Below are 13,146 nucleotides of genomic sequence, written 5' to 3'. Positions count from 1 at the left end.
GGTTTGGCCGCTTCGCGGTCAAGGGTCAAGGATTCGCAGCCGCGGGCAGGTCTGCCTTCAGGCGGGTCAGCCAATTGACAAGCCGCGCGGCGTTCACGCCCAAATCGCTTTCGCCAAAGCGCAGGCGCGCATGGATATCCAGCCGCGTTTTGCCATCCGGGCCGGCCGTGACCTGCGCGGTGGTGTAATCGGGAAAGCCCCAGAGCGCCGAACGGGTGATCCACGTGATCCGCCCATCGGCCCAAGACCCTGCCAGCCGTTTCGTGCGTGGTGAGGTCACCGCGATGGTATCCAGCGCCATCAGGACCTCCGTCGTCTCACCCGGCACAAGACAAGCGGCGCGGGCATCCCCGCGCCCCTGCTGGATCGACATAAGACAATCCTCCAGGGCGACCGCATCGGTCGGCAAGGGCTGATGCCAACGCGCCGCCTCGGACGGGGCAAAGCGGACATAAAGGCCAAAGCCCAGAACGATCAGGGCCAATAGCCCTGCGATCATGCCCATCCTGCCCACTCCGAATCGCCTTTTCCTATGAACTTCCGCCTTTTAGCGCCGAGTCCTCGCCCAATGGTAGAGGCAGATCAGATCATAGGCCACATGCGCCCCGGCAATCGCCGTGGCCCCGGTTGTGTCATAAGGGGGCGACACCTCAACCACATCACCACCGACCATGTTGATCCCCGCCAGATCACGCAGAATCGCCGCCACCTGCCAGGAATGCAGGCCACCCCAAACGGGCGTCCCCGTCCCCGGCGCATAGGCCGGGTCCAGCGCGTCGATATCAAAAGTCACATAGGCGGGCTTGTCCCCCACGATCTCTTTCGCCAGCGCCACGGCATGGGCCACGCCCTTTTCATGCAATTCCCGTGCGGTCAGGACATTGACGCCAAGATAGTCCTCCGTCGTTGTCCTGATCCCGATCTGAAGAGAGCGTTTGGGGTCCACGAACCCTTCGCGCACCGCCTTGTAAAGCATGGTGCCATGGTCGATCCGTTCAGGATTGTCATCCGGCCAGAGGTCGGAATGCGCATCGAAATGGATCACGCCAAGCGGGCCGAATTTCTGCGCATAGGCGCGCAGGATCGGATAGGTGATGTAGTGATCGCCGCCCAGCGTGATCGCCCCCGCCCCGGCCGCAAGGATCGTGGCGATATGATCGGTCAGGGCACCCGGAAAGCTGGGCGTATGGGCGTAGTCGAAGGCCAGATCGCCGTAATCCACCACCGACATATCCTCCAACGGGTCGGTGCCCCATCCGAAGGGGGGATCATAGGCGATAAGGCTGGATGCCTCGCGGATCGCGCGCGGGCCAAAGCGGGTGCCGGCACGGTGGCTGGTCGCCTGATCGAAGCAAACGCCGGTGATGGCCAGATCGACCCCGGCAAGGTCCTTGGTATAGGTCCGCCGCAGGAAGGAAGCGGCACCTGCAAAGGCATTCTCAAAGGAATGGCCGCGCAGGCCCTTGCGGGTGAAAGCGGTATCGATGTCAGACTTTGCGTCTTCCAAAAGTGACATGTTGGGATAGCCCCTGAACAACGGCGCAGTCGTTTGAAAGCCGAGACGCGCGGATCGGGTGGCGCCATCGTGCCATGCCGAAACATTGTGTCAAGAAGCGGCGTGCAAATCAGCGGCGCGCGGCGGGTTAAATCCCTGATATCTCAAGAAATACCCCGACATTGCTTGTGCCCTGTTTTGTGCCGAGTTTTGTGCCGCAAACTGTGGCCACAGAGCGCGCACTGCCTGCGGGGTAACCCCCCATTAACCAAGCAGAACGAATCAGGCGCAAGGAGGGCCTTTCCCGGACCTGACCCTTGGTCTTCCGCCCAATCAGAGGTCGCGCAAGGGAGGGAGGCCCCGGGTCAGGCCCGGGGCGGCTGTCCTTGTGGCTTAACCCAGCCGGAACCCTTCGCGCACCAGTTCATCCGTCACCTGACGGATCGCCTTTTCCAGCGTCACGGCGATAAATTCCACCTCATCCTCGGAAATGGTCAGCGGTGGCGACATCACATTCAGATGCGCCATCGGGCGCACGATCAGACCCATCGCCTCAGCCGCGTTCGAGATGCGCTTGCTTTCGTTCACCCCGTCGGGCAGCGGCTCCTTCGTGGTCTTGTTCATCACATTCTCAGAGCAGATCATCAGCCCCCTGCCCCGGACCTGCCCGACCAGCGGCAAATCCTCCAAGGCCTTGAGGCGGGATTGAAACAGGGCGCCCATCCGCGACGCATTGCCCAAAAGGTCCTCGCGCTCCATGATCTCGATATTCTTCAAGCCCGCGGCGCAGGCGACCGGATGGCCGGAATAGGTGAAACCTGCCGTGAACCAGCGGTCAGGGTCTTGGCCCATGATGTCCCACAACCGATCGGAAAAGATCATCGCGCCCAAGGGCACATAGCCAGAGGTCAACCCCTTGGCCGTGGTGATGATGTCCGGCACCACGCTGAATTCGGCCTCAGAGGCGAACCAGTGGCCCAGACGGCCAAAGGCGGTGACCACCTCATCGGCGATGAAAAGAAGGCCGTGCCGCTGGCAAACCTCCCACATCCGGCGCAGATAGCCCTCGGGCGGGACGATGACGCCACCCGAGGCCTGAATCGGTTCCGCGATGAAGGCGCCAAGCCGGTCCGCACCGACACGGGCGATCAGTTCTTCAAACTCCGCCACCAGCATGTCGCAGAATTCCGCCTCGGTCATGCCGGCGGGGCGGCGATAGGGATTGGGCGGGGTCAGATGCCAGATGCCATCCTCCTTATAACGGAACTCCGGCACCCGGTCGCCCGGACGTTTGCCCACGCTTTGCGACAAGTAGGTGGAGCCGTGATAGGAATGATCCCGCGCCACGATCCCGGTCTTTTCGGGAAAACCAAGGCAGGATTGCACATAGGCCACCATCCGCACGGCCGTATCCACCGCCGTGGACCCGCCCGTTGTGAACATGACGCGGTTCAGATCGGCGGGGGCAAGGTCCGCAATCTTTGCGGCCAACCGGGCGGAAGGGTCATTCGCCATGTCAACAAAGGTATTGGAAAAGGCCAAACGCTCGGCCTGATCGGCGATGGCTTGCGCCATCTCGCGCCGCCCAAGCCCGATATTCGTGCACCACAGCCCGCCCACCGAATCAAGATAGCGCTTGCCATCCGCATCCCAGAGCCAGCACCCCTCGCCCCGCGTGATGACGAGAGAGCCTTCCTTCTGAAAGCTGCCGAAATTGGTCCAAGGATGCAGGTGGTGGCTGTGATCCATCTCCCACAGATCGGCGGGCGACGGGGAATTAAGCGCGGCAAGCGGGGACATGAAGACCATCCATGCGTTGAGTTATTACACGTTAGTATAACAAAACGGCAGATTGCGCGCCAGAGCAGAGGCCACACATCAGAAGGCGCGGCCTGCGCCGCATGCCCTTTGGCGTCGGGGGCCGCGTGCCGCGCCTCCATCCGGGGTCAGGGGCCGTTCCCTCGCCTCTTGTCCAGCCTGTGGCGTGCCATTGCGTCCCTTAAGGACACTTGAAGACCGAAAATGCAGAAAAAGCAGCGTGTTAACCTTAACAGCCTGCCCTTTCCCCTTCATCTTGGCAAAAAATACTCTCGGGGGTGAATTGGCCGAATGGCCAAGAGGGGGCAGAAGGCCCCCTAACCCCGGAGGAGGCGCGGCACGCGACGACGACGCCAAAAGGCTTGCGGCGCATGCCGCTCCGCTGGATCAGGCCACAGGTTGGGCGCGCTCCACAAGGCGGGCGAAGAAACTGGCACCGATCGGGGCCGCCTCGTCGTTGAAGTCATAGGCCGGATGATGCAGCCCCGCGCCCGGCCCGGTGCCAAGGAAGAGATAGGCCCCCGGTCGCGCCTCAAGCATGTAAGAGAAATCTTCCGACCCCATCTCGCGGTTGGCGGTGTCATTCACAGCCGTCTCGCCCGACACCTCGCGCGCCACTTCGGCAGCGAAAGCGGCAGAGGCGGCCTCATTAATCGTTGCCGGATAGCCCCAGTCATATTCGATCCGCGCCGTCACGTTATAAGCCAGCGCATGGCCTTCGATGATCTCATGGATGCGGCGCTTGAGCAGTGCGCGCACTTCGGGATTGAAACAGCGGATCGTGGCGCAGAACGTCGCCTCTTCGGGGATGATGTTCGACGCGGTCCCGGCATGGATCTGGGTGACGGAAATCACCGCCTCGTCCAGCGCATAGACGTTGCGCGGGATGATCGTCTGGATCGCCCCGACCATGCCCACCACGGCCACCACTGGATCGATGCATTCATGCGGGGTCGCGCCATGGCCACCCTTGCCGGTGATATGCACGAAGGCCGTATCGACCGACGCCATCAAGGCGCCGGGATTGGTGTGGAAATGGCCGAATTCCACGTTGGGCGCATTGTGGATGCCATAGACCGACCCGATCCCGAACCGGTCCATCACACCTTCCTTCACCATCACTTCGCCGCCGCCACCATCCTCTTCTGCGGGCTGGAACAAAAGCGCCACACGGCCCGAAAAGCGGCGAGTCTCGGCCAGATACTTCGCCGCGCCCAAAAGCATGGTGACATGGCCATCATGGCCGCAGGCATGCATCTTGCCGGGGATGGTCGACGCATGTTCGGCCCCGGTCTGTTCCTCGATCGGCAGCGCATCCATATCGGCGCGCAGGCCGATGGTCGGGGCATCCCCGGCCTCAGCGCCCTGCCCTTTCAGGATCGCCACGATCCCGGTCTTGGCGATTCCGGTATGGATCTCATCCACCCCCATCTCGCGAAGGCGGTCCACGATGAAGGCCGCCGTGTCGTGACAATCAAAGCCAAGTTCGGGATGGGCGTGCAGATGACGACGCCAGGCCTTCATTTCTTCGGCATAAGCGGCGATACGGTTCAGGACGGGCATTGCGGTTTCCTTGCGCGTGGTGACCTTTGATCAAATCCGAAATCTTGGGGGGCTGCAATGGGTGGGGGCATGGCGGAAGGCGACGCAGGCGGGAACCCGATCACCGATCCCAAAGGCGGCATGCCGCGGCTTCTGGCGATCATGCGCGCCTTGCGCGATCCGCAGGCAGGATGCCCCTGGGATATCGCACAGGATTTCGACAGCATCGCCCCATACACGCTGGAAGAGGCGCATGAGGTGGCCGATGCCATCACCCGCCGCGCTTGGGGCGAGTTGCGGGGGGAGTTGGGCGATTTGCTGTTTCAGGTCGTCTATCACGCGCAGATGGCCGAAGAGGCGGGGCATTTTGCCTTTGACGATGTGGTGCAGGCGATCTCTGACAAGATGGTGGCGCGGCATCCGCATGTCTTTGGCAACGAAAGCCGCGACAAGAGCGCCGCGCAGCAAACCGCAGATTGGGAACGGATGAAGGCAGCCGAACGCGGGGCCGCGCGGGTTCTGGATGGGGTCGCGCTGGCCCTGCCTGCCCTGACGCGGGCGGTCAAGTTGCAAAAGCGGGCGGCGCGGGTGGGGTTCGACTGGCCCTCGACCGATGAGGTCGTGGCCAAGATCGCCGAAGAGGCCGCCGAACTGGTCGAGGCGCGGGATCGGTTGACCGAGACAGAGGTGGCCGAAGAATTCGGCGACCTTCTATTCGTCATGGCAAATCTGGCCCGTCATCTGGAGGTGGACCCAGAGGCCGCCCTGCGCGCGGCCAATGCCAAATTCACCCGCCGCTTTGCCCGCATCGAGGATTGGCTCGCCGAGGCAGGCCGCACACCCTCGGACAGCGATCTGGCCGAGATGGACGCGCTTTGGAACCGCGCCAAGGCCGAAGAGAAAGCGGCGAAGACAGAGAACGGCATCTGACGCCGTTTCCGCAACCTCCGCAGTTTCCGCAAATCCCGCGATCTGCGTCAGGCCGGCGTCGGCATATTTGCCGATTTTTTTACTCGGCTATTGACCTGAGTAAAATTGTAAGGTTTATGGGGCGCATAAGTTTCCGACAAAAGGACTCAAGAAAATGTCGATGCGCTTTTCTCTCCTGGCCCTTGCCTGTGCCACCACCGCGCTGCCTGCGCTGGCCGATGAGATCAACGTCTATTCCCACCGCCAGCCGGAACTGATCCAGCCGCTCGTCGATGCCTTCACCGCCGAGACGGGGATCACCGTCAATGTGGCTTTTGTCGACAAGGGGATGGCCGAGCGTCTGGTGGCGGAAGGCGCGCGCTCGCCCGCCGATCTGGTGCTGACGGTGGATATCGCGCGTTTGCAACAGATCGTGGATGCGGGGGTGACGCAGCCGGTGCAGTCGGATGTGCTGGAGGCCAATATTCCTGCCGATCTGCGCGATGCAGAGGATCATTGGTTCGGCCTGACCAGCCGCGCGCGCATCGTCTATGCCAGCGTGGATCGCGTGGCCGAGGGCGAAGTGACCACTTATGAAGACCTCGCCGATCCGAAATGGAAGGGCCGCGTCTGCATCCGCTCTGGCACCAATGATTACAACGTCGCGCTGACAGCGGCGATGCTGGCGCATCACGGGGTAGAGGAAACCCGTGCTTGGCTGGAAGGTGTGAAGGCGAACCTTGCGCGCAAACCCGAAGGTGGGGATCGCGATCAGGTCAAGGCCATTGCGGCGGGCCAATGCGATATCGCGGTGGGCAACACCTATTACATCGGCCAGATGCTGAATGACCCGGAACAGAAAGAGGCCGCCGAGGCGGTGCGCATTCTGTTCCCGATCTTCGAAGGGGCCGGGACGCATCTGAACGTGTCGGGCGTCGCGATGACCAAGGCCGCGCCGAATCGCGAGAATGCGCTGAAGTTCATGGAATGGCTGTCGTCGGACGAGGCGCAGCGCATCTATGCCGAAACCAACCACGAATTCCCGGTGAAGCCGGAGGTGGCGAAATCGGCACTGGTGGCAAGCTGGGGCACGTTCACGCCCGATCCTATGCCCTTGACCGATGTGGCAAAGCTGCGCCCCGATGCGCTGAAACTGATCGAGGAAGTCAATTTCGACGGCTAAGGCTTGCTTGAAGAATTGATGACAGGGGCGCCCCAGGCGCCCCTTTTCTTTTTGACCGTCTGGACAAGAACGGTTTCATGCGGTTCTGTGCAAGATATATACGACCAAGATCGCAATTCATTCGCGAAGCGCGAATGAAATGACGGTTAAAGGGCGCGCGCCGTCCTTGGTCCATTGGTTGGCAGGCGACAAAGGATGGCACATGGCACAGGCGCGCAAGATCATCATCGATACCGATCCCGGACAGGATGATGCGGTTGCGATCCTTCTCGCCCTTGCCAGCCCAGATGAGATTGAGGTGCTGGGGATCACCGCCGTCGCGGGGAATGTGCCCTTGCCGCTGACCCAGCGGAATGCCCGTATCATTTGCGAATTGGCGGGACAGCCGGAAATGCGCGTCTTTTCGGGCTGCGACCGACCGATGCGGCGCAAGCTTGTGACGGCCGAACATGTCCATGGCAAAACGGGCCTTGATGGCCCGCAAATGGCCGATCCGGTGATGCCTTTGCAAAGCCAGCATGGCGTGGATTTCCTGATTGAAACGCTGCGCCGGGAGCCGGCAAATTCGGTGACGCTCTGCCCGCTTGGTCCGCTCACCAATATCGCCACGGCCTTTGAGCGTGCGCCCGATATCGTGGATCGGGTGGAACAGATCGTGCTGATGGGGGGGGCCTATTTCGAGGTGGGCAACATCACCCCCGCGGCCGAGTTCAACATCTATGTCGACCCCGAGGCGGCGGCGATCGTGTTCGGTTCAGGCGTGCCGCTGGTGGTGATGCCGCTGGATGTGACGCATAAGGCCCTGACCAACCGCGCGCGGATCGAGGCGTTTCGCGCGATTGGCAACACGTCCGGTCGCATGGTGGCGGAATGGACGGATTTCTTCGAACGTTTCGACATGCAGAAATACGGCAGCGAAGGCGCCCCGCTGCATGACCCTTGCGTCATCGCCTATCTGCTGCGCCCCGAACTGTTCGCAGGCCGCCACATCAATGTGGAAATCGAAACGCAGTCGGACCTGACGCTGGGCATGACTGTGGCCGATTGGTGGGGTGTGACGGACAGGCCCGCCAACGCGCTGTTCGTTGGATCGGTCGATGCGGAAGGGTTCTATGCGCTGCTGACGGAACGGATCGCGCGGCTTCCGTAGGATGGGCAATATTGCCCATTCTACCCATCAGCCAAGCGCATAACCCGATCCGCGCACCGTGCGGATCGGGTCTTCCCCCCCGCCTTCTGTCAGCACTTTGCGCAACCGCCCCACATGGACATCCACTGTCCGCGTTTCGACATAGATATCGCGGCCCCAGACCCGGTCGAGCAGCGCCTCGCGGGTGAAGACGCGGCCGGGACGCTCCATGAAACAGGCCAGCAGACGGAACTCGGTGGGGCCAAGCCGCACCTCTTCTGCGCCGCGATGGACGCGGTGGGTTTCCGTGTCCAGCCTTATGTCGCCATGTTCCAACACGATCCCCACCGTGGCGGGCCGCACGCGCCGGAGCTGCACCCGCACCCGCGCCATCAGTTCGACCATCGAATAGGGCTTTACCACATAGTCATCCGCCCCGGTTTCCAGCCCCCGGACACGATCCACCTCTTCACTGCGGGCCGAGATCATGATGACCGGAATCCGCCGCGTCTCGGCCCGCGCCTTGAGGCGGCGGCACAACTCGATCCCCGAAAGTTCGGGCAGCATCCAGTCCAGCAGGATCACATCCGGTGGGGTTTCCGCGACGATCAATTCCGCCTCGGCCCCGGTCACGGCCTGCACCACCTCGAACCCATCGGCGGCAAGGTTATAGGCCAGCACCTCGCGCTGCGCGGGTTCATCCTCGACCAGCAAAACGGTGGGGCGCGTGGTCATGCCGGCCTCAGGAGGCCGGGCCGGTCAGCGTGCTGTCGACTTTGGGGCGCGCATCGCCGGGCAATTGGCCGGTGATCAGATAGATCACCTGTTCGGCCACGGCGGTGGCATGGTCCCCCACCCGTTCGATGTTCTTGGCGATGAAATGCAGATGCATCGCGGGGGTGATGTTGCGCGGGTCTTCCATCATATGGGTCAGAAGTTCGCGAAACAGCGCGTTGTACATCTGGTCGACCTCATGGTCGCGCTGGCGCACATCTTCGGCCAGCTTGGCATCGCGGGCGATATAGGCATCCAGCCCATCCTTAAGCAGCAGCGCCACCTGTTTTGCCATGCGCCGGATCGACCCCGTCGATCCCGGCAGCGCGGTCATCTGGGCCAGAACCATCGACCGTTTGGCAAGGTTCTTGGCATAGTCGCCGCAGCGTTCCAGATTGGCCGCGATCTTCATCACCGTCAGCACCGTGCGCAGATCAGATGCGGCAGGCGCGCGGATGGCAATGACGCGGGCGCATTCAGAATTGATCTGTTCCTCCAGCGCGTCGATGGCCTTGTCGCCCGCGCGCACGCGTTGGGCGATTTCTTCATCGCGGGTTTCCAGCGCCTCGGCGGCGTCAAGGATCGCGGCCTCGACCAGCCCGCCCATCCGCGCCAGCAGCGCCTGAATGGTTTCAAGATCGCGGTCGAAGGCAGACATGATGTGCGACTGTGACATGGGTCTTCTCCGTCAGCCGATACGGCCGGTGATATAGGCTTCGGTGCGGGGATCGGTCGGGTTGGTGAAGATATGGCCCGTCTCGCCATATTCAACCAGATGACCCAGATGGAAAAACGCCGTGCGCTGCGACACGCGCGCGGCCTGCTGCATGGAATGGGTCACGATCACGACCGAGAATTGGGCGCGAAGTTCGTCGATCAACTCTTCCACCTGTGCGGTGGCGATGGGGTCAAGGGCCGAGCAGGGTTCGTCCATCAGCAGGACCTCTGGCGAGGTGGCCACCGCGCGGGCGATGCAAAGCCGCTGCTGCTGACCGCCCGAAAGGCCAGTGCCGGGGGCGGAAAGCCTGTCTTTCACCTCGTTCCACAAGGCGGCCTTCTTCAGCGAGGTTTCGACAATCTGGTCAAGCTCGGCCTTGTTGCGCGCAAGACCATGGATCTTGGGGCCATAGGCCACATTGTCATAGATCGACTTCGGGAAAGGGTTGGGCTTCTGGAACACCATCCCCACCTTGGCGCGCAGCTGCACCGGATCGACGCGGGGGTCATAGATGTCTTGCCCGTCCATCTCGATCCGGCCCGTCACGCGCGCTGATGCCACCGTGTCGTTCATCCGGTTCAGGCAGCGCAGGAAGGTTGATTTGCCGCAACCCGAGGGGCCGATGAAAGCCGTCACCGTCTTGTCGAGGATATCGACATCCACATCCTTCAGTGCATGGTTCGTCCCGTAATGGACCTGCACGCCGCGGGCCGTCATCTTGGCGGTTTCTGTCACAGCTCTCTCCGTCAGACGCATGTCGTTCATGGTCGGTCCCCTTTACCAGCGCCGCTCGAACCGGCGGCGCAGGATGATGGCAAGCGCGTTCATGGCCAGAAGGAAGGCCAGAAGGACGATAATCGCGCCCGACGCCCGTTCCACAAAGGCGGGATCGGCGCGCTGGGTCCAGCTATAGACCTGCACCGGAAGGGCGGCGGCGGGGTCAAGGAAACCCGCCGGCGGCGCGGCAGGGAAGTCGCGCACGAAGGCGACCATCCCGATCAGAAGGAGCGGCGCGGATTCCCCCAAAGCCCGCGCAAGGCCAAGGATCGTGCCCGTCAGGATGCCCGGCATAGCCAAGGGCAGCACATGGTGAAAGATCGCCTGCATCTTCGACGCCCCCACCCCCAGCGCCGCATCGCGGATCGACGGCGGCACGGCCTTCAGGCTGGCGCGCGTGGCGATGATGATCGTGGGCAGGGTCATCAGCGTCAGCACCAGCCCCCCCACCAAGGGCGCGGATTGCGGCAGGCCGAGGATGTTGATGAACAAGGCCAAAGCAAGGATGCCATAGACGATGGATGGCACGGCAGCGAGGTTGGCGATGTTGATCTCGATCAGGTCGGTCCAGCGGTTTTTCGGGGCCAGCTCTTCCAGATAGATCGACGCGGCCACCCCGATGGGCAGCGACAGGACCAAGACCACGATCATCATATAGGCCGAGCCGAGGATCGCCACGCCTAGACCCGCCGCTTCGGGGCGCAGTTCAGATGCGTCTGGGCGTGTCAGGAAGCCCGCATTGAACCCCATGCCCATCAAACCGGCTTCGCCCATGCGATCGGCCAGATCAAGCTGTGCGGGGCTCACATTGGCGTCGCGCGCGGCGCTTTCGCGCGTCACGCGGCCCTTGAGATAGCCATCGATCCGCGACGTGGCCAAGGCGCGGAAGGTGATGGTCTGGCCCACCAGCGACGGATCGGCCAGCACTTCCGTGCGCAAATCGGCGGGGGCTTCTTTCGACAGAAGGCCCGTCACCTCTTTTTCGGTCAGCGCATCGGTGGGGATGCCCTTTTCGGCCAACGCGTCGACCAGCGCCTTCTCCAGCAGCTTGCCATAGCCCAGCGTGGTGACCTTCGCCATCTCATCCGGATTGCGGTTGCCCTGCTTGTCCAACACGGCGGCATCCAGCGTCACGGGGATGGTGATCCACGTCTGGCGAAAGGCCGACAGGCCATTGCCAAGGACCGAACTCAAGAGCACCACCAGCGCCAGAAGCCCCACGCCGACCGCAGAAAGGCCCAGCAGGCGAAAGCGCCGTTCCGATGCGTTCCGGCGGCGCGTCCGGGCGTCCGGCGTGACGAGCGAGGCCCCCTTGTCGGGCGCGGCCATGGCTGGCGCGGTCATTCGTACTGCTCCCGGTATTTGCGGACGATATAAAGCGCGAGGACATTCAGCCCCAGCGTGAAGACAAAGAGCGTCAGCCCAAGGGCAAAGGCCACCAGCGTTTCGGGGCTGGCGAATTCGGTGTCGCCGGTCAACTGGCTCACGATCTTGACGGTGACGGTGGTCATCGCCTCGAACGGGTTGAGATCAAGCTTTGCCGCTGCCCCGGCCCCAAGGACCACGATCATTGTCTCACCAATCGCGCGGCTGGCGGCCATCAGGATCGCCCCCACGATCCCGGGAAGGGCTGCGGGAAAGACAACCTGCTTGATGGTTTCCGATTGCGTCGCGCCGATCGCATAGGACCCATCGCGCAGCGCCTGCGGCACGGCGTTGATGATGTCATCCGACAGGGACGACACATAGGGGATCAGCATGATCCCCATCACCACCCCCGCCGTCATGACGGAAGAGGAACTGTCCCCAAGCCCCGTGGGCTGTGCAAGCCAATCGCGCAGGAAAGGGCCGACCGTCATCAGCGCGAAAAGGCCGTAAACGATGGAGGGGATGCCCGCCAAAACCTCAATCGCCGGTTTTGCGATGGATCGCAGCGCAGGGCTTGCATATTCCGACAGGTAAATCGCCGCCATCAGCCCGATCGGCACCGCCACCAAAAGCGCGATGAACGACACATAGAGCGTTCCCCAAAGCAGCGGCCAAAGCCCAAGATCGGACCCGCCGCCAAATTTGGGCGACCACGTCAGCGACAGGAAGAAATCCCGCGCCGGGTAAAGCTGGAAGAAATGCCAGCTTTCGAAAACAAGCGAAAAGATGATCCCCGCCGTTGTCAGGATCGCCAGAGATGACGCTGTGATCAGCAGGACCTGCACCACCCGTTCCACCACATTGCGGGCGCGGAATTCAGGCGTGATCCTCCAAAGCGATAGCAGAAACCCCGCCACCGCGATGGCCAGCACGGCCACGGCCATCGCCCCCTGCCCCGCCGCCATGGATTGGCGGTAGATCAGCGCGGCCTCGGCCACATGGGCCGAAATCGGGGCCGCCAGAGCGACATTCACCCCGGCCAGACGGTCCTTCAGGGCATCGGGCTGCGTGGCAAGGGCCGCCACCTCGCCGTCATTCGCGGCACCGCTCGCGATCAGGACGCCCATGCCTTCGGCAATGCGCCGAATATCCGACATCACCAATTCACGCGACGATCCAGGGCCGATATCTTCGGGCAGGATCAGGCCAAGCGTCCTCTGCTCCACCATCAACGGCTGCACGATCAGCCAGACCAGCATCACCAGCGCCGCAGGCACCACGGCGGCCAGCGCCACCGCCTGCCCGTAATAGGCAGGCAGCGAATGCAAGTCGCGCGCATCGCCCCGCACCGAGGCCAGCGCCCGCTGTCGCCCCGCAACAAAGCCAAGCGCCGCCAGCGCCAGAAGAACGAAAAGAAGAAGGCCGAGGCTCAT

12 protein-coding genes are annotated in these 13,146 nt (G+C 62.7%); 3 read left to right on the top strand and 9 right to left on the bottom strand.

Translation table 11 applies throughout. The annotated features are described in order from the left end of the window. Positions 1–25 precede the first annotated feature (25 nt). The 4 genes from QF092_RS02790 to QF092_RS02775 form a co-directional block, all read right to left on the bottom strand. Positions 26–505, bottom strand: coding sequence for a DUF1499 domain-containing protein (locus QF092_RS02790; protein ID WP_281467427.1), 480 nt, complete (start codon positions 503–505; stop codon positions 26–28). Between the two features lie 42 nt (positions 506–547). Beyond that, a complete protein-coding gene (gene speB / locus QF092_RS02785; protein WP_281467425.1) occupies positions 548–1,516 on the bottom strand; it encodes an agmatinase in 969 nt (322 codons plus the stop codon). A 372-nt stretch (positions 1,517–1,888) separates the two neighbouring features. Beyond that, entirely contained in the window at positions 1,889–3,295 is a 1,407-nt protein-coding gene (locus QF092_RS02780) for an aminotransferase (protein WP_281467423.1), read from the bottom strand. Between the two features lie 405 nt (positions 3,296–3,700). Next, a complete protein-coding gene (locus QF092_RS02775; protein WP_281467421.1) occupies positions 3,701–4,876 on the bottom strand; it encodes a M20 aminoacylase family protein in 1,176 nt (391 codons plus the stop codon). 69 nt (positions 4,877–4,945) lie between these two features. Here QF092_RS02775 and mazG point away from each other — a divergent pair, with 69 nt between their 5' ends. The 3 genes from mazG (at position 4,946) to QF092_RS02760 (ending at position 8,097) form a co-directional block, all read left to right on the top strand. After that, positions 4,946–5,785, top strand: coding sequence for a nucleoside triphosphate pyrophosphohydrolase (mazG, locus tag QF092_RS02770; RefSeq protein ID WP_281467419.1), 840 nt, complete (start codon positions 4,946–4,948; stop codon positions 5,783–5,785). A gap of 160 nt (positions 5,786–5,945) precedes the next feature. Continuing rightward, the gene (locus tag QF092_RS02765) at positions 5,946–6,947 is read left to right on the top strand and encodes a Fe(3+) ABC transporter substrate-binding protein (RefSeq protein WP_281467417.1); all 1,002 of its coding nucleotides are present in this window, start codon (positions 5,946–5,948) and stop codon (positions 6,945–6,947) included. A 202-nt stretch (positions 6,948–7,149) separates the two neighbouring features. Further along, on the top strand, positions 7,150–8,097 hold the full coding sequence (locus QF092_RS02760; RefSeq protein WP_281467415.1) for a nucleoside hydrolase: 948 nt from the start codon (positions 7,150–7,152) through the stop codon (positions 8,095–8,097). 27 nt (positions 8,098–8,124) lie between these two features. On the opposite strand, the gene phoB is transcribed toward QF092_RS02760, so the two are convergent. The 5 genes from phoB to pstC are packed head-to-tail and all read right to left on the bottom strand — an operon-like array spanning position 8,125 to position 13,146. Continuing rightward, a complete protein-coding gene (gene phoB / locus QF092_RS02755; protein WP_281467413.1) occupies positions 8,125–8,811 on the bottom strand; it encodes a phosphate regulon transcriptional regulator PhoB in 687 nt (228 codons plus the stop codon). 7 nt (positions 8,812–8,818) lie between these two features. Next, a complete protein-coding gene (phoU, locus tag QF092_RS02750) occupies positions 8,819–9,526 on the bottom strand; it encodes a phosphate signaling complex protein PhoU (RefSeq protein ID WP_281467411.1) in 708 nt (235 codons plus the stop codon). Positions 9,527–9,538: 12 nt separating this feature from the next. Then, positions 9,539–10,333 carry a phosphate ABC transporter ATP-binding protein PstB gene (gene pstB / locus QF092_RS02745; protein ID WP_281467409.1) on the bottom strand — a complete coding sequence of 265 codons (795 nt, stop codon included), beginning with the start codon at positions 10,331–10,333 and terminating at the stop codon, positions 9,539–9,541. Positions 10,334–10,345: 12 nt separating this feature from the next. Further along, entirely contained in the window at positions 10,346–11,689 is a 1,344-nt protein-coding gene (pstA, locus tag QF092_RS02740; RefSeq protein ID WP_281467406.1) for a phosphate ABC transporter permease PstA, read from the bottom strand. Beyond that, a complete protein-coding gene (pstC, locus tag QF092_RS02735; protein WP_281467404.1) occupies positions 11,686–13,146 on the bottom strand; it encodes a phosphate ABC transporter permease subunit PstC in 1,461 nt (486 codons plus the stop codon). The genes pstA and pstC overlap by 4 nt, the downstream gene beginning before the upstream one ends.

Source organism: Fuscovulum ytuae, from assembly GCF_029953595.1.
Taxonomy (GTDB): domain Bacteria; phylum Pseudomonadota; class Alphaproteobacteria; order Rhodobacterales; family Rhodobacteraceae; genus Paragemmobacter; species Paragemmobacter ytuae.
The sequence above is the reverse complement of the archived record's forward strand: the minus strand, read 5'-3'. Positions and strand labels throughout refer to the sequence as shown.

Coding starts and splice junctions, on each gene's coding strand:
- QF092_RS02790 (WP_281467427.1), bottom strand. CDS start 505: ATGGGCATGATCGCAGGGCTATTGGCCCTGATCGTTCTGGGCTTTGGC.
- speB (WP_281467425.1), bottom strand. CDS start 1,516: ATGTCACTTTTGGAAGACGCAAAGTCTGACATCGATACCGCTTTCACC.
- QF092_RS02780 (WP_281467423.1), bottom strand. CDS start 3,295: ATGTCCCCGCTTGCCGCGCTTAATTCCCCGTCGCCCGCCGATCTGTGG.
- QF092_RS02775 (WP_281467421.1), bottom strand. CDS start 4,876: ATGCCCGTCCTGAACCGTATCGCCGCTTATGCCGAAGAAATGAAGGCC.
- mazG (WP_281467419.1), top strand. CDS start 4,946: ATGGCGGAAGGCGACGCAGGCGGGAACCCGATCACCGATCCCAAAGGC.
- QF092_RS02765 (WP_281467417.1), top strand. CDS start 5,946: ATGCGCTTTTCTCTCCTGGCCCTTGCCTGTGCCACCACCGCGCTGCCT.
- QF092_RS02760 (WP_281467415.1), top strand. CDS start 7,150: ATGGCACAGGCGCGCAAGATCATCATCGATACCGATCCCGGACAGGAT.
- phoB (WP_281467413.1), bottom strand. CDS start 8,811: ATGACCACGCGCCCCACCGTTTTGCTGGTCGAGGATGAACCCGCGCAG.
- phoU (WP_281467411.1), bottom strand. CDS start 9,526: ATGTCACAGTCGCACATCATGTCTGCCTTCGACCGCGATCTTGAAACC.
- pstB (WP_281467409.1), bottom strand. CDS start 10,333: ATGAACGACATGCGTCTGACGGAGAGAGCTGTGACAGAAACCGCCAAG.
- pstA (WP_281467406.1), bottom strand. CDS start 11,689: ATGACCGCGCCAGCCATGGCCGCGCCCGACAAGGGGGCCTCGCTCGTC.
- pstC (WP_281467404.1), bottom strand. CDS start 13,146: ATGAGCCTCGGCCTTCTTCTTTTCGTTCTTCTGGCGCTGGCGGCGCTT.